We start from the raw sequence: 15196 nt of genomic DNA, 5'->3' as shown, positions 1-15196 counted from the left end.
ACATGAGATTACGTTTCTACGCAGCAGCTTCATCTGGGGTCCTCCAAAATGGGCGCCCGCGAGGTCACGAAACCTGAGAGAGAGCCCTAACTTTACACTTGAAATTGATTCATATTTGAAATGGGAGCATCCTAGAGTCATCGTCATTCCCTTGTCAATATCGATTTACTTGCGCATCACAACCCTTGGAGATTTCATGAAATTTGCCATCTGGTTTACGAGATTGAGCGTGACGTGTGCCTGCCTGTTTCTTGCTGTGAACCTGCAGGCCCAGGCAGGAAATCCGCCATCCACCCCTTCGCGCTTTCACGAGCCGGAGCCGCTGCGCTTTGATGACCACACCGGCTTCGAGCAGATCTTTGACGGACATAGTCTGACGGACTGGGAGGGCGATCCTACGGTCTGGCGTGTTGAAGACGGAGCGATGGTCGGGGAATCGATCAGAGAGAAGCCCGTCTTCAATACCTATATCTGGCGCAAGGGCCTGGTCGTAAAAGATTTTGATCTGAAGCTTGAGATCAAGTGCGAGATCGGTGGCGGAAGCGGCATCCAGTATCGCAGCCAGACGGGAGTTCCGTGGAACAGGCCGCTTCATCCGGGGGAGAAGCCGCGCAACCTCGACTGGATGATGACCGGCCCCCAGGCGGACATCTGGTTTCCCGTCAATCCAAAATCAGCGGACTACACAGGGCAGTTCTATTCCGAGAACACGCCGCTGGGTATTGTCGCCTGGCGTGGCGAGGTCGTGCACATGGATGCGCACCAGCAGCCTACGCTCATCGGAACGATTGGCGACCGCGAAGCGCTGGGCGGCTATGTGAAGATCAATGACTGGAACCAGTATGAGATCATCGCGCACGGAGGCCTGCTGATGCATATCCTGAATGGCCATCTGATGGCCGTGCTGATCGATGACGACCCCAGTTCCTCGAACAATCAGCCGGGGAAAATCGGTATCGAGCTTGAAAGCACACCGGCTAAAGTTTCTGTTCGCAATGTCTGGATCAAAAAATACTGATGATGATTTCGAAGAGAGGACAGTTCTTTGCTCTGATTATTTGTACGCTTTTTGTGTCGTTGCCATTCGCCGCGCAGCAGCCGGCGAAATCGGCTTACAGCAATCCTGTGCTCTATGCGGATTACTCAGACCCTGACGTCATCCGCGACGGCAAGGACTATTACCTCATCGCTTCAAGCTTTCATTTTTCTCCGGGAATTCCTGTCCTCCATTCACTCGACCTGGTTCATTGGGAGATTGCCGGGCACGTGCTTCCTCGACTCAATTTCGGGCCGCGCTATGACATGTCCGGAGGCAACCGCTATGCGGGCGGCGTCTGGGCTCCGTCAGTCCGCTTTCACAACGGCCTGTTTTATATCTATTTTCCCACGCCGGATGAGGGCATCTTTGTGAGCACAGCGCCGAAGATGACCGGGCCGTGGAGCGCGCCGGTTGCAGTAATCGCGGGGCCTGGATGGGAAGATCCGTGTCCGTTCTGGGATGACGATGGCAGTGCTTATCTTGTGCACTCCAAGCTGCGCGCAGGGCCTCTCATCCTGCACAAGATGAGCCCGGACGGGAAATCAGTGCTCGATGAAGGCAAGATCATCGTGCAGGATGCACAGCATCTGCCGACGCTGGAAGGGCCCAAGATGTACAAGCGCCACGGCTGGTACTACATCTTTGCTCCCATGGGCGGTGTCGGCCAGGGATCGCAGGCAGTTCTGCGCTCGCGCAATATCTACGGCCCATATGACTACCGCATTGTGCTGGTGCAGGGCAAAAGCGATGTGAACGGGCCGCATCAGGGAGGCTATGTGGAAACGCCCGACGGCAAGGGCTGGTTCCTGCATTTCAGCCAGCGCGGCGCGCATGGCCGCATCGTGTACCTCGAGCCGGCCCGGTGGGAAGATGACTGGCCGGTGATGGGCGATGCAGGCCAGCCTGTAGCAGACTATTCACTTCCAGTGCATGTGCCGGGCGCCGACACGATGAAACCGCAAACCTCCGATGAGTTCAGCGGGCGCACGCTGTCACCCATGTGGGAGTGGAACCACAATCCAGATAACGCGCACTGGTCATTGACAGAGAAGCGCGGCTTTCTGCGGCTGCATCCGATGCCCGCCGCCGATCTGATGCAGGCGCGCAACACGCTTACCGAGTGCATGCAGGACGAGTCATTCGAGTTCACTGCGAAGCTTGATGTCAGGCATATGACAGACGGCGACCGCACCGGCGTAAGCCTCTTCGACAAGAGCCTGAGCTATGTTGGCGTAATGCAGACGCGGGGCAAGCGAACTCTCGTCTACTCAGCTAAAGGTGTCGACACTTCCGGGCCTGAAGTGCATGCAAACGAAGTCGAACTTCGCGCTGTTGTGACCGGCGATACTGTTGCGTATTCGTACAGCCTCGATGCAGGCCGGTCTTTCCATCCACTGGGAACAGAAGTGAAGCTGGTATTCAGCTGGTGGAAGGGCGCGCGGCCTGCCTTGTTCGCGTTCAACACCGGTAATGGCGGAGCAGGCTATGTGGACTTCGACTGGGCGCATTATCACGTGGGGAAGCCTTCTCAAAATTCCAGATGAGTCAGATATGGATCCCCACGAGAAACATGACCATTGCTACGACCAGAGCGGCGACACGCCAGCGGTGAAGGGCATCCCATTTTCTGATTTCCCGTTGTGTTTCTTCTGAAAAGGCCGTGAGTTCCATGCGTACCACGCGATTATTGATGGGTACAAGCAGCCAGATGCTCTGGGCAATTACCGCGGCCCAGATGCCGCTTGCAATGCCGAGGAGCGTGACTCCAGACGAATGCAGCCGTACAACGGTCTCGGCAATCAGAAGCAGAAAGCTCATTCCATACCAGAAGGGCATTGCGGTGCCGAGTCTGCGCCCGAAGAGTTGAACTGCTCCAGCCTGTGCGTGGTTGTCGAGTTGCCACAGAACAGGATTGATGAAGGCGGATACGGCAAATTCTGTGCCGATCAGAAGTCCAATACACAATGTCGTTGCAATGTCCAGAATCAGGGTCATTATCTGCTCCTGTGACTCAGATGCCCAAGAAGCGTACACTGACGGAAATGTTTGTACTGACAAATATGTCAGTCATCAGTGAAACCACGGAGGATTTTGCATGCCGGTATCGAAGAAGGAGATTTCTCCCTGCCCCATTGACGCCATGCTGTCGGTGGTTGACGGCCGGTGGAAGGGCACGATTCTCTGGCGGCTTTCAGAGGGGCCGATGCGCACGAGCGAGCTGCGCCGCAGCATTCCCGGGATCACCGAGCGAATGCTGATCCGCCACCTGCAGGAGATGGTGCGTGATGGGATCCTGCTGCGGCACGAGGAGAAGAGCGTTCCGCCCTGCGTACGCTACTCAATCTCGAAATATGGACTGACCCTGACGCCCGTCCTCGAAGTCATCTGCGCGTGGGGACGCAATCATCTGCGCCGTATGAGCGCTATGTCTCGCCTGTAAGTTACTGTCCGGTTCTGAACAGCTCCTTCCATAAATGGACACCTTTCCGTTGCTTCTCTCATGTTGACAGTCAACATTAACAAGCACTTATGTTGACATTCAACATGGCATGGAAATTGCTGCTTCTGAAGATGAATCGGAGGTTTCCATGAAAATGTATCAACTAGCTACCGTTTTGCTGCTTGGGGCCGTTCTTTCAGGGATGTTGGACTTACATGGGCAGATTCTGACAAGGGAAGATCTGCAGAAGCAGATCGCTGTTTACGAGGCTGCTTCGCTCAAGGCAGAGACTCCGGAGATGGCAGCGCTTCAGGCCGGGCAGATATGGTCGCACCTCGCAAGCTTGTATCAGGATGCGGGCATGTACGGGCAATCAGAGCGCGCCTACGAGCAGGCCATGCGGTTGCTGACCGTTGCGCCTGTGTCGAAGTCTGATCTTGCGGCAGCAATCGATGGCCTGGGGACTCTGTATATGGAAATGGGAAACGTGAAAGAGGCAGAGCGCACAGAATCGAAGGCACTGAAGATGCGTGAAGAGGACGATCTGAAATCGGAACTTCCCAGGAGCTGGTATCACCTGGCCACGCTTTATCTGCGGGAACATCGCGCGGACAAGGCAAGGGATTTTGCGCAGCGAGCGCTCGATGGAAACACCAATCCGGAAGACAAGACGGGCAGCCTTCTGGTGCTTGCGGCTTCGCTATGTCAGACGCACAAATATCCTGAGGCCATCGCAAAATTACGTGACACGCTGCAGATGACAAAAGAAGCTTATGGCCCCGATACATTCCCGGCAGGCTTCAGCGCATTTCTGCTGGGATATGCCTGTTGGAAGAACGGCGATCTTGCATCGGCCGGTGAATGGATGCAACAGGGAAGCGAGATCATGGGCAGGGAACTGGGCTGGCAGCATCCTTCTTATCTTTCCGTCATGGCGCAGTACGCACGTTTCCTTCGCGCTGACCACCGGCCGGATGCTGCTCGAGCTATCGAACAGCAGGTGAAGAACACGCGCGATCAGATCAACGCGAATCCGGCATATAGTCATAACCTGCAGACAATGGATATCGCAGCACTCTTCTAAATCCGCGGCTCATTCCGTCTTTAACGCCTGCATGGGATCGATGGAGACAGCACGCCGTGCAGGCAGCAAGGCGGCGAGCAGGCCAATAAATGCCAGCAGCAGTGCCGAGAACACAAAGATGGAAAGATTGTTTGGCCGAATCTCAAACAGAAAACTGCGGATGGCGCGCGCGGCAAAGAATGCGCCGAGCCCTCCGATCAGAACACCGATGGCCAGCAGGCTGGTCACCTGGCGCATGACCAGAGAGAAGACCCTCATCCGCGTCGCGCCGAGAGCTATGCGCAAACCGATTTCCGTCGTGCGGCGCGTCACATTCCACGCCACCAGACCATAGATGCCGATGCCGCTCAGCAACAGACCAAGTAGTGCGAAGAATCCCGACAAAACGGACAGCAGCCGTTCACGCGCCACGGAGTCCTGAAGCTGCTGACTGAACACGATAGGCGGGATTTCTGGACTGGATGGTGCCATCTCATGCAGCGTGCCTAGATAGGCCGATCTCGCTGCGGCAATGCTGCGTGCGTGAATGACGAAGTAGAGCATAGATCCTGCATTTGTTCCATCTTTGCCTTCGCCTTCCCCAGAGGTAATTGGCATATACACAATCGGTGGAGGTGATTCTCGTAGCGTGTCGTATTTCGCACCCTGCACGATGCCGACGATTTGATAGTCGTGAAAAGTATAGACCCCAGTTCTTCCGTTATGGATGATGTTGCGCAGGGTTTTGCCGAGCGCTGAGGTGCTGGGGAAATAGAGACGGGCAGCCGCCTGGCTCACAATGCAGGAGTTGCGATCGGAGTCGTTATTCTGCAAATCGCGCCCTGCAAGAATCGGTATGCCGACTGCTGAGAAATAATGGGCAGCTATGACGTTTTCCATCGCCTCGACTGGCTGAGTATGCTTGCCGTTTTCCACTGCGGCAAAATCATCGCTCCAGCGTCCTCCCATAAGCGGAGAAACTGCAGCAACGCTGGCTTGCTCCACACCGGGAAGCTCTTCCATTCGCTCAGCCATACGGCGGTAGAGCGAGACAAGAGCTTCGCCTTTCTCGGGAATGCGCAGGAAGTCAGTCAGGCAAAAGACCACATTATCGGTGCGGTATCCGGAATTTTCTGTGAGCAGGCGTGCAATCGTTGTGCCAAGCAGGCTGGCGACGACCACCAGCGTGAGCGACAACGCCAATTGAAAAGGCACAAAAAAGTTTCGTAATCCTCCGCCGCTCACAGACGCATGTTGATGCGAACTGCGCAGCGCTTTTTCTACGTCGGTGTGGCTGGCAGTCCATGCCGGGGCCATTCCAAACAACAAGGCGCACACCACTGCGCAAGCAATCGTCACAGAAAGCACAGTCAGATCAGGCCGCATTGAGATCGAATCCGACGCCTCCGCGTTGCCAAGCATGTGCAGAATCCACGGCCCGGTCATCCATGCAAACCAGACGCCGAGCAAAGCTCCGGGAATCGCCAGCATCAGGCACTCGATAAAAAGCTGCCGCATAAGACGCAGGCGACCGGCTCCCAATGCGCCGCGAATTGCGAATTCCTGCCGCCGCGCCGAGGCCCGCGCTAGAAACAGCCCGGAAAGATTGGCGCAGCAGATAAGCAGAACTGTGGCAACCATCAGTTGCAAAAGCAATAGCGGCTCTGTGTACTGCATACGGAGCTTGCTCCAGCCTGTGCGAGCAGACTTTACCTCAATACGAGCCTTGTCCACGAATGGCAGGTGCCGCATGGCTGGCGGCAATGTTTCATCCAGAATGGATGGGAATATCGTGGCCAGCTCTGCAGCGGCATCCGCACGGCCGCCGCCCGAATGAAGCCGGGCAAATGTCTCCAGCCACAGGCGCCCGCCATCATGTTTGGCCTGCTGTCCATAGAGCACCGCCTGAAATTCGAGCGGCAGATAGATGTCAGGATGTTCGGCGACGATCACGCCTTCGAATCCTGGCGGCGCTACTCCGACGATGGTTGCTCCATGATCGGTCACAGTAACGTGCCGTCCTATGACTGCAGGATCGGCATGATAGCGCTCGACCCATATGCGATAACTGATCACTGCGGCCAGGCCGTCGGGGCCGCCACCGGGTTGATCGTCTGCCGGAGTCAGAAGACGTCCGGCGGCAGGATGCACTCCCAGTGACTCGAATGCGTTGCCGCTTATGATAGCGCCGTGGATGCCGCTATTCGTGTCACCATCCTTGAAAGGAAAATCGTACACACACCAGGCAAAGACGCTGTGTAAAGAGCGCGAACGTCTCCGTATCTCCTCGATAATCGGCAAATTGAGCGGCGCATCACCTCTGCCGTCTTCAGTTGCACTCATGTCAATTGTGATTCGCACCAGTTCGCCCGGATCACGCACCGGAAGCGTGCTCAACAGCAGGGCATGCGTCAGCGTGAAGACAGCAGTGTTGGCGCCGATGCCCAGCGCCAGCGTAAGTATGGCCACGGTAGCAAAACCCGGCGCGCGCCGAATCTGGCGTACTGCAAAACAGACATCCTGAACAAGCGTACCGAAGAAGGGCAATCCGCGTTGCAGGCGATAGTTTTCCTTGATCTGCGCTACTCCGCCAAATTTGAGCAGCGCCGTCCTCCTGGCTTCCTGGGGCGACATGCCATGCTGGATGTTCTCCTGCACCGCAAACTCAATGTGCGAGAGCAACTCCTCGTCGAGTTCCTCATCGAGCTTCTTCGCGCCAAAGAAGGCGGTCAAGCGGCTCAGCAGCGTTCGCAGCCAGTCCATAGCAAGCTCCTAACGAGGCTCAGCCAGAAAGCGCGCCATCGTTGCAGCGACCCTTTCCCAGCTTTCGGTCTCTTTCTCGATCTGCCTCTTTCCCAGTCGGCTCAACGAATAGTATTTGGCCCGGCGGTTGTTCTCCGAGGTCCCCCATTCGGACTTGATCCAGCCGCGCTGCTGCAGACGCAGAAGTGCTGGATAGATGGTCCCCTGGTTCAGGCTCAGAGTGTCGTTGCTCACCTGCTCGATGCGGCGCGCGATGCCATATCCATGCAGAGGGCCCATGGACTCGAGGGTCTTGAGCACCATAAGGTCGAGTGTGCCCTGCAAAACGTCAGATTTGTTCTCGCCCATCTGTCTCCTGTAGTAGGTCAACAGATAGTCTGCGCCCGGCTTTATTCGAATGTCAACAGGAGATGCTTCATCGAATTAGTTTTAGTGTGATCTCTGAAAACGAATTGTCATCCCGACCGGAGCGAAGCGTAGTGGAAGGACCTGCAGTTTTCTTCCGGTTACACAAATTCCTAATCTGGTCTGGAGCCGGGTTTCTGCTTTCCATCCTTTCGTCCAAAAGCGGAACGAAAGGGGTGGCGCACCCGGTGTGTTAACTCAAACGATAAGCTTTTCTTTCCGCAGCCGCTCGAACAGAGTGAAGAAGCTCTCGTCGGTTGGCTGATAGTCCAGGAAGCCGAATTTGCGGCTTTTGGACATGTCGGTTACTACTTCAATGGGGCGTCCCAAGTCGGCATCGGTGTGCCACGGCGACACGAGCACATTCAGGTCAGGCTCAGCAAGGTGGTGCTTGGCTGCGATCTCTCTCCAGATCGGCGCGGCGTCTTTTAATTGTGTCTCCAGAGGAACGCCTTCGCCCTGAAATGGCGCGGCTTCAAGGCCGAAGTATCCGGCAAGCCTGTTCCACATCCAGCTCCAGCGGAAGACGTCTCCATTGACAACATTGAATGCCTGGTTGCGGGCCGCGGGCGTGGTCGAAGCCCACAGAAGATGCTTTGCCAGCAGTCTGGCATCGGTCATGTCGGTGAGGCTGTTCCACTGCACAGCGGAGCCGGGGAACTGAAAGGGCCGGCCCGTCTCCCGGCAGATGGTGGAGTATACGGCGAGCGTGACGCCCATGTTCATGGCATGGCCTATGGAGTAGCCGATGATGGTATGTGGACGATGTACGCTCCATCCGAAGCCGTCGCGTTTGGCAGCGGCGTAAACTTCGTCTTCCTGCGCGTAGTAAAAATTTTCGACATCCAGGCGCGGCAGCTCTTCGCGGAAGGGCGTCGGAGGCAGCTTGCCTTTGCCATAGGACTCGAACGGCCCGAGGTAATGTTTCAGTCCGGTGACAAGTGCCACATGCTCGACTGACTTCGAGCGCGATGTTGCATCAAGCAGGTTGCGCACCATCGCGCTGTTGACCCGAATGTTCTCCGCCTCTGTCGATTGGCGCAGCCATGTTGCAAGATAGACATAGGTCGGCGCAATGTCTTTCAGCGCGCTTTTTACGGATTCAGGATTCTGCAGATCGGCCGCAATGGGGTGAATGCCTTCGTGTGAAACGGGCCTGCGGGATAATCCGTAGACTTCCCAATCTGTCGTTTCTTTCAGCAAGGCAGCCAGATTGAGGCCAACGATCCCTGTCGCTCCGACAACTAATGCAGTTTTCTTTGCCACGGCTCTTCCTCTCATTCCGTCTTTGGACTTTCTATAAGGATGCGGCAGATGGAAATCTGATGCGGAACAGCAACACGTTGAATCGTTTCTGCGGGGAATGTCCTCTTATTCACCAGAAGAGTATTGTCTTCATCCCTCATTTCTCCAGGAGAAGCAATGGAATACGTCAATCTCGGCAGGACCGGGATGAAAGTCTCCCGCATCTGTCTCGGCTGCATGACCTATGGCGCGCCGGCTACCGGCCAGCTGAAACCCGGAAGCCATGCCTGGGCGCTGAATGAAGAAGAGAGCCAGCCATTCCTGAAGCAGGCCCTCGATCTCGGTATCAACTTTTTCGATACGGCTAATGTTTATTCCGCCGGCGCCAGTGAAGAAGTGCTCGGGCGCTTTCTGAAAGCGAATACGCGCAGGGAGAACATCGTGCTGGCCACCAAGGTTCACGGAATGATGCGCGATGAGCCGAATGGCCGTGGATTGTCGCGCAAAGCCATCTTCTACGAGCTCGCCCAGAGCCTCCGTCGCCTGCAGACGGATTACGTAGACCTCTACCAGATTCACCGCTGGGACTATGAAACGCCGATTGAGGAAACGTTGGAAGCGCTGCACGATGTGGTGAAGGCAGGTAAGGTGCGGTATATCGGCGCCTCCTCGATGTATGCGTGGCAGTTCACCAAGGCGCTGTATCTGTCCGACCTTTACGGCTGGACGCGCTTCGTCACGATGCAGAACCACTACAACCTGCTGTACCGCGAGGAAGAGCGCGAGATGAATCCGCTTTGCCTCTCGGAAGGCATTGGCTTGCTTCCGTGGAGTCCTCTGGCGCGTGGCAGGCTCGCACGTCCATGGCAGAGCGAATCGACCAGGCGCTTTGAGACAGATCAATTCGGAACGGGTATGTATTCGCGCACCGAAGAAGCAGATCATAAGGTCGTGGACCGGCTGGGCCAGATCGCGGGAAAGCGCGGTGTTCCATATGCGCAGGTTGCGCTTGCCTGGATCCTGACCAAGCCTGGTGTTTCGTCGCCAATTGTAGGCGCGACCAAGCCGCATCATCTTGAAGATGCCGTGGCTGCGATTTCGCTGAAGCTCACGCCCGAGGAAATTCAAGCGCTCGAGGAGCCTTACATTCCGCATCCTGTGCTTGGGTTCAATTAAGCACTCTTACTTTGCTGCGGAGAGATGAAGGTCCCACGATACATGAGCATCCGAGCCGATGCTGATGGTCATGGGGCCTTCCTGCTTTTCCTTGAGTTCCGGCCCGGAGACAGAGTGGGTCTTGCCTGCAGCATCGGTGAACTGAATCTTGATGGGCCCAGAACCCTGAATCTTGAAGCGGTAGTGGAATTCAGCTCCGGTAGCAAGCGAACCCAGACCGAAGCTGGCGCTGGGATAGTCCACCTCAATCAGAGAAAGAGGCGCGCCGCTCTGATTTGTGATCGTCGCAGTTACGAATGCCGAACGGCATCCGGAGGGAAGCGAAAGAAGCAGGAGCAGAACAAAAAGAAAGCAGCGTATCTGAATTTTTCTCATAGCGTAGTCTTACGTTCCAGAATACGCGCAGTCAGAACCACTCCAGTCTGATTTGTATGCAGGGTAATAGGGAAGACAAGCACGTTCCAGACCCACTCGTCGCCCTGGCGCGGAAGATTCAGCAGCCCGCGATAGGTTCGGTCGATGTAGGTTTCGCGTGTCTCGGCTACAGTGCGCAGAATGTCGCGCCAGTCGTGGGCAAGGTCAGGCATCTCGTCGAAGATATTGCGGCCCGGAAACCAGTCGCGCGGGCGTTCCAGCAGGCGGGCGCACGCATCATTCACATACTGCCAGGTGCCGTCCGCTTCGAGCACTTCGAGCACAACGTCGTCGCCCATGGCCATGTTGATGCGGGAATAGAAAAACTCGCGCGCGTCGACCACTACAGGCTTGCCGCGCTTTTTGGCTTCAAAGGAACGCAACGCCGTTACCAGGTCGTCGATGGAGCTGTATCCCTTGAGCAGGTGCATATCTTCCGGCCCGCCGAAGCGGCGCTCCAGCGTAGCTGAGAGGATGATGATCGGCACTTCGGGATGCCGCCGGCGCAGCGATGCGGCGACCTCGGTGCCGAACTGGCCCGCGCCCAGATGGTAGTCAAGCACGGCAATGTCGATTTCATCGAGAAGCTGTTCGGCTTCTTCGATGGTGGTTGCTGTCTCTGTGGAGTATCCGTATTTGCGCAGGATGGTCGAACGCAAGAGCAGATTTTCAGGATGGTCGTCCAGCAATAAAACACGAATCGGCTCGGCCACGGCCTGTGTGCCGATATCTTCCTGACTTGTTTCTTTCAGCATCTTGGTACTTGGGATGCAGCAAGAGCCTGGCACGCTGCTACTCATTTTTTCTTTTCCGGACGCGTTCAAACTGCTTCAGCAGTTCCGGAAGGCGCGGCAGGATCGCCGACACGCGCAGCCACTGGCGATTGTCGTAGGCGGGCGAGCCGCTGACGATCTTCCCCGGCTCCACATTGCCGCCTACTCCTGACTGCGCCGTGATGATGACGCGGTCGCCAATATGGCAGTGGCCGGCGACGCCGACCTGCCCGGCAAGTATGGCGCTGTTGCCGATGTGTGTCGAGCCGGCCAGCCCTACCTGCGCGCAAAGCAGCGTGTCTTCGCCCACCGATGAGCTGTGGCCCACCTGGACGAGGTTGTCGATCTTGGCGCCGCGGGCAATGCGCGTTTCGCCCACGCTGGCGCGGTCGATGCAGGAGTTGGCCTGGACTTCGACTTCGTCCTCCAGCACGACGGGGCCGGGTTGCACGATCTTCTGCCAATGGCCGGCATCGTCCTTGGCGAAGCCAAAGCCATCGGCACCTACGACAACCCCGTTCTGGAGCACGACGTGGTCGCCTAGCTCGCACCCCTCGCGCACCACGGCATGGGCATGGGCGAAGAAGTGGTCGCCCATGCGGACATTCGGATAAATGACTACGTGCGGCAGGATGGTCGCATGTTTCCCGATGACGCAGTTTTCCCCGATCACGGCATAAGCGCCGATCGAAGCGCCTTCGCCGATCTTTGCTGTGGGTGCGATGACAGCCGTCGGGTGGATTCCGGGAGGATAAGACGGGGCAGGGTGAAACAGCTCAATAGCCCGCGCCCAGGAGAGGTATGGATTGGCTGTGCGCAGGGTCGCAGCTTCAATCTCCGGAAAATCAGGAGCAACCAGGACTGCTCCCGCCTTGGTCGTCTTGGCCAGGCTCGTGTATCTGGGATTGGCTACGAACGTGACCTGTCCCGGCCCCGCACTTTCAATCGGCGCGACTCCGGTAATTTCGGTTTCCGGATTGCCGCGGCACTCCGCCCCCAGCTTCTCTGCCAGCTCCGCTAACTTCATGTTGCTGATTGTATCCGGGGACTGCCCATCCAGGTGCTGGCCGCACGGGCACATCCACGCTTCGCGCGCCATTCTTGCCGGAGCGAACTGGATCAACTAATATCCCGCTCCCGTTGGTCGCTGCATTTTCGCCAAGCTGCTGTCATCCTGACCCTGAACAACGTGAAGAGGAAGGACCTGCTTTTCGCATCAATAGCCGAAAAGATGTGGGTGCCCCATCCTGTCGCGCCGTTTTTGCGCGATAGGGTGGGAGGTTCGCAGGACTTCAAAAACCCGTGTCAAGTCCCTATCCCCTAGTGACTCACCCCTACTCCCTGCTTTTCCTGCGGGAAAAGGCTCTCCTGCTCCAGCTTCTCAGCGGCGGCCGGTTTCTTCTTTGATATGCCTCCGATGACCGCCACGACTTCCAGGCTGGTTAAAGAGGTACGCGGGAGCCACATCCGCTGCGTATTGCCGCGGATATCTGGAGGAGTCAGAAAGAAACCATCAGAATCGAGGAGACCGAGATTATTCTCGGCAAGGCCTTCGAGAGCATCGCCATCTTCGAGCTCCAGGCGGAGCCAGAGACCCTCTCCACGCGGCCGTCCAGCGAAGGTTTTCCGCAGCAGTTTTTCGGGGTTATTGACATCGCCGGAATTGAAGTCCCGCACAAAGCAAATCCATTTAATCTGTTGAATAGGAAGGACTAACACCTTTCCGGAAAGTTCCAGTAATTCGATATTGCCATGGCGGGCAAAGCCGTCAGCGGGCAAATACCCGGCCACCCAGTCGCGGGTAAGTTTGCGGACGATAACCTTTTTCCGGCTGGAACTCATTCTCACGGATTGTCGCATCTCAGGCAACGATTCGCAGCGAAAATTGTGCAAAGCCGTAGCTATTTGGGTTCCCATATGTTACAGTGTTCCTTTGCATCGTGGGTAGTTGTACCCCTAAGCCATTGCAAACAGGCTATTTAATGCTCTGTCGGCAGGGCATATCTTTATTACAGATTTTCAGGCATGCCCGATTACATCTATCTACTGGAAAACCGTCTTTCACCCGCTCAACAGAAGGCCATACAACAGGTTCGCGATGCCGCCCGCGATGCTGGGATGACGGTTTTTCTTGCCGGTGGAGCTATCCGCGATCTGACGACCGGCACAAGCGTCCATGATCTTGACTTTACGGTTCAGGGAAATGCTCTCAAATTAAAGAAATCGCTGGAGAAGGCTGGAGCCACACTCTGGGGTGAGCACGAGCCGACGCGAACGCTCTTCTTCTGGTTTCCGGGCAGTGTTCGGGTAGAGGTAACGAGCGCGCGCCGCGAAGAGTATCCGAAGCCGGGCAAGCCCGTTTATCACTGGGCGCCAATTCTCGAAGACCTGCGCCGCCGCGACTTTACAGCGAACGCCATGGCGGTTTCGCTGAATGAAGGCTCTTATGGACTGCTGCTCGATCCGTTGAACGGCATGGCAGACATTGAGGCGCGCCATCTCCGACTGGTCAGCCCTTATGGATTTATTGAAGATCCATCGCGGTTGCTGCGAGCTGTCCGCCTGCGCTCCCGCCTGGGTTGGGCGCTGGAAGAGCGGACGCATACCCGTTACGAAAACGCCAAGAATGAAGACATGATCGAAGCGATCCCGGCCTATCTTAAAGGGTATGAGCTGGAGGAGATTGGTCACGAGCAGGACGGCCTGCGGACGTTGAAGGCGCTTGAAGCCGAAGGCTGGATGAAGCATATCTTCCCGGCCTGGACCAGCGCCAAGGCAGATGCTCACGGTCTCGATCGTCTGCTGGAAAATTACTATCAGCTTCTGATGCAGGGAGTGCATCCGGACCTGTCCGCAGCACAGATGGAGCTGCTCACAGCCAAGTTGCCCGCCAAGGACGTTGCCGTGCTGAAGCGCGCATTCCCGCGCCATGGCTTTGTCGAGCAGTGGAACCATCTGGAAGTCGAGGCAAAGAAATTTGCCAATGTACTGACGGGCAAGGACGCGGCCACGCCTTCGGCTACATGGAAATTGCTGACCTCGTACCAGCCGGAAGCTGTCCTCTGGCTGGCATATACAGGCAAGGGCGCAGCCATCCAGAACAAGCTCAAGAACTTCTTCACCGTCTGGCCGGAAGCGCGACAGAAGATTCCCGTGGCGCTGATGCAGGAGATGCGCATTACTCCTGATATTGAGCGCTACAGCGAGCTTCTCGAGGAGCTGTTCTTCCAGCTGATCGACGGCAAGCTGCAGACTGACGAAGAGATGCGCGCGTTTCTTGAGCCGTACTCGCCGCCTGCGCCGCCGCCGCCGGTTACGATTCGCCGCTCGCGCAAGAAAGCTGCCGAACCGAAGATCAAGTCGGAGAAGTTCTCTGAGGAAGAAGGCGAAGAGGCGGAGATTCCAAACCTCGACGAGCTTGACCTCGAATCGGACGATCTTGACGAGGAAACAGCGGAAGAAGAGGAAGTGGAAGTGCCTCCGGCAAAGCCTGCAGCCAAGACAAAGCCGGCTCCGGCTGCTCCCGCAAAACAGGAGCAGGTAAAGAAAGCTCCAGCTCAGGCGGCTAAGGCTGCGCCTGCTGCAAAGACACCCGCACCACCAGCGAAAGCGGCTGCTAAAAAGGAAGCTGCAAAACCGGCGATTCCAGCCAGGAAACCCGCTCCGAAACCGGCAGCCCAAAAAGCAGCTCCTGCCAAGAAGGCGGCAAAGCCTGCGCCGAAACCGGCAGCCAGGAAGGTTGCAAAACCCGCTCCGAAACCAGCGGCCAAAAAGAAGTCTGCAGCCAAGCCGGTGAGAGTCCCGAAGAAGCCTGCCAGAAAGAAGCGTTAACTTTACCTTTTGAAGTGTAGAGGTTAAGCTTGTTCCGCAGCATGGGA

14 protein-coding genes are annotated in these 15196 nt (G+C 56.6%); 6 read left to right on the top strand and 8 right to left on the bottom strand.

The genetic code is table 11. The features are described 5' to 3' along the window. Window positions 1–196: 196 nt before the first annotated feature. Together AC5S16_RS02205 and AC5S16_RS02200 are read left to right on the top strand one after the other, a co-directional pair. Window positions 197–1018: a 3-keto-disaccharide hydrolase gene (locus tag AC5S16_RS02205; RefSeq protein ID WP_493928368.1), complete on the top strand. Its 822-nt coding sequence runs from the start codon at window positions 197–199 to the stop codon at window positions 1016–1018. Next, window positions 1018–2583 carry a glycoside hydrolase family 43 protein gene (locus AC5S16_RS02200; RefSeq protein WP_493928367.1) on the top strand — a complete coding sequence of 522 codons (1566 nt, stop codon included), beginning with the start codon at window positions 1018–1020 and terminating at the stop codon, window positions 2581–2583. Before AC5S16_RS02205 ends, AC5S16_RS02200 begins: the two co-directional genes overlap by 1 nt. Window position 2584: 1 nt before the next feature. On the opposite strand, the gene AC5S16_RS02195 is transcribed toward AC5S16_RS02200, so the two are convergent. After that, on the bottom strand, window positions 2585–3034 hold the full coding sequence (locus AC5S16_RS02195; RefSeq protein WP_493928366.1) for a hypothetical protein: 450 nt from the start codon (window positions 3032–3034) through the stop codon (window positions 2585–2587). Window positions 3035–3134: 100 nt separating this feature from the next. Between AC5S16_RS02195 and AC5S16_RS02190 the strand changes: the two genes are divergently transcribed. Further along, window positions 3135–3479, top strand: coding sequence for a winged helix-turn-helix transcriptional regulator (locus AC5S16_RS02190; protein WP_493928365.1), 345 nt, complete (start codon window positions 3135–3137; stop codon window positions 3477–3479). A 148-nt stretch (window positions 3480–3627) separates the two neighbouring features. Beyond that, window positions 3628–4563 carry a tetratricopeptide repeat protein gene (locus AC5S16_RS02185; protein WP_493928364.1) on the top strand — a complete coding sequence of 312 codons (936 nt, stop codon included), beginning with the start codon at window positions 3628–3630 and terminating at the stop codon, window positions 4561–4563. 9 nt (window positions 4564–4572) lie between these two features. Here AC5S16_RS02185 and AC5S16_RS02180 read toward each other — a convergent pair whose 3' ends face one another. The 3 genes from AC5S16_RS02180 to AC5S16_RS02170 form a co-directional block, all read right to left on the bottom strand. Further along, complete coding sequence (locus AC5S16_RS02180; RefSeq protein WP_493928363.1) at window positions 4573–7305, bottom strand: ABC transporter permease; 2733 nt, start codon at window positions 7303–7305, stop codon at window positions 4573–4575. Window positions 7306–7314: 9 nt separating this feature from the next. Then, entirely contained in the window at window positions 7315–7653 is a 339-nt protein-coding gene (locus AC5S16_RS02175) for a PadR family transcriptional regulator (protein ID WP_493928362.1), read from the bottom strand. Window positions 7654–7908: 255 nt separating this feature from the next. Then, complete coding sequence (locus tag AC5S16_RS02170; protein ID WP_493928361.1) at window positions 7909–8976, bottom strand: SDR family oxidoreductase; 1068 nt, start codon at window positions 8974–8976, stop codon at window positions 7909–7911. A 156-nt stretch (window positions 8977–9132) separates the two neighbouring features. Here AC5S16_RS02170 and AC5S16_RS02165 point away from each other — a divergent pair, with 156 nt between their 5' ends. Then, complete coding sequence (locus AC5S16_RS02165; RefSeq protein ID WP_493928360.1) at window positions 9133–10131, top strand: aldo/keto reductase; 999 nt, start codon at window positions 9133–9135, stop codon at window positions 10129–10131. Window positions 10132–10137: 6 nt separating this feature from the next. Here AC5S16_RS02165 and AC5S16_RS02160 read toward each other — a convergent pair whose 3' ends face one another. From AC5S16_RS02160 to AC5S16_RS02145, 4 genes are all read right to left on the bottom strand, one after another. Then, window positions 10138–10506, bottom strand: coding sequence for a hypothetical protein (locus tag AC5S16_RS02160; protein ID WP_493928359.1), 369 nt, complete (start codon window positions 10504–10506; stop codon window positions 10138–10140). Continuing rightward, window positions 10503–11300 carry a response regulator gene (locus AC5S16_RS02155; RefSeq protein WP_493928358.1) on the bottom strand — a complete coding sequence of 266 codons (798 nt, stop codon included), beginning with the start codon at window positions 11298–11300 and terminating at the stop codon, window positions 10503–10505. Before AC5S16_RS02155 ends, AC5S16_RS02160 begins: the two co-directional genes overlap by 4 nt. Before the next feature lie 37 nt (window positions 11301–11337). Next, window positions 11338–12345, bottom strand: coding sequence for a UDP-3-O-(3-hydroxymyristoyl)glucosamine N-acyltransferase (gene lpxD / locus AC5S16_RS02150; protein WP_493928640.1), 1008 nt, complete (start codon window positions 12343–12345; stop codon window positions 11338–11340). A gap of 293 nt (window positions 12346–12638) precedes the next feature. After that, window positions 12639–13160 (bottom strand): DUF6982 domain-containing protein, encoded by a 522-nt coding sequence (locus tag AC5S16_RS02145; protein ID WP_493928357.1) that lies wholly within the window; start codon window positions 13158–13160, stop codon window positions 12639–12641. A gap of 183 nt (window positions 13161–13343) precedes the next feature. Between AC5S16_RS02145 and AC5S16_RS02140 the strand changes: the two genes are divergently transcribed. Beyond that, the gene (locus AC5S16_RS02140) at window positions 13344–15149 is read left to right on the top strand and encodes a tRNA nucleotidyltransferase/poly(A) polymerase family protein (protein ID WP_493928356.1); all 1806 of its coding nucleotides are present in this window, start codon (window positions 13344–13346) and stop codon (window positions 15147–15149) included. The last annotated feature ends 47 nt before the right edge of the window (window positions 15150–15196 follow it).

It is taken from the genome of Acidobacterium sp. FHG110202_01 (genome assembly GCF_059115305.1).
This window is presented reverse-complemented; position numbering and strand designations above follow the sequence as displayed.

What these genes read in the sequence shown, in the direction of transcription:
- AC5S16_RS02205 (WP_493928368.1), top strand. Translation starts at nt 197, where the DNA reads ATGAAATTTGCCATCTGGTTTACGAGATTGAGCGTGACGTGTGCCTGC.
- AC5S16_RS02200 (WP_493928367.1), top strand. Translation starts at nt 1,018, where the DNA reads ATGATGATTTCGAAGAGAGGACAGTTCTTTGCTCTGATTATTTGTACG.
- AC5S16_RS02195 (WP_493928366.1), bottom strand. Translation starts at nt 3,034, where the DNA reads ATGACCCTGATTCTGGACATTGCAACGACATTGTGTATTGGACTTCTG.
- AC5S16_RS02190 (WP_493928365.1), top strand. Translation starts at nt 3,135, where the DNA reads ATGCCGGTATCGAAGAAGGAGATTTCTCCCTGCCCCATTGACGCCATG.
- AC5S16_RS02185 (WP_493928364.1), top strand. Translation starts at nt 3,628, where the DNA reads ATGAAAATGTATCAACTAGCTACCGTTTTGCTGCTTGGGGCCGTTCTT.
- AC5S16_RS02180 (WP_493928363.1), bottom strand. Translation starts at nt 7,305, where the DNA reads ATGGACTGGCTGCGAACGCTGCTGAGCCGCTTGACCGCCTTCTTTGGC.
- AC5S16_RS02175 (WP_493928362.1), bottom strand. Translation starts at nt 7,653, where the DNA reads ATGGGCGAGAACAAATCTGACGTTTTGCAGGGCACACTCGACCTTATG.
- AC5S16_RS02165 (WP_493928360.1), top strand. Translation starts at nt 9,133, where the DNA reads ATGGAATACGTCAATCTCGGCAGGACCGGGATGAAAGTCTCCCGCATC.
- AC5S16_RS02160 (WP_493928359.1), bottom strand. Translation starts at nt 10,506, where the DNA reads ATGAGAAAAATTCAGATACGCTGCTTTCTTTTTGTTCTGCTCCTGCTT.
- AC5S16_RS02155 (WP_493928358.1), bottom strand. Translation starts at nt 11,300, where the DNA reads ATGCTGAAAGAAACAAGTCAGGAAGATATCGGCACACAGGCCGTGGCC.
- lpxD (WP_493928640.1), bottom strand. Translation starts at nt 12,345, where the DNA reads ATGAAGTTAGCGGAGCTGGCAGAGAAGCTGGGGGCGGAGTGCCGCGGC.
- AC5S16_RS02145 (WP_493928357.1), bottom strand. Translation starts at nt 13,160, where the DNA reads ATGAGTTCCAGCCGGAAAAAGGTTATCGTCCGCAAACTTACCCGCGAC.
- AC5S16_RS02140 (WP_493928356.1), top strand. Translation starts at nt 13,344, where the DNA reads ATGCCCGATTACATCTATCTACTGGAAAACCGTCTTTCACCCGCTCAA.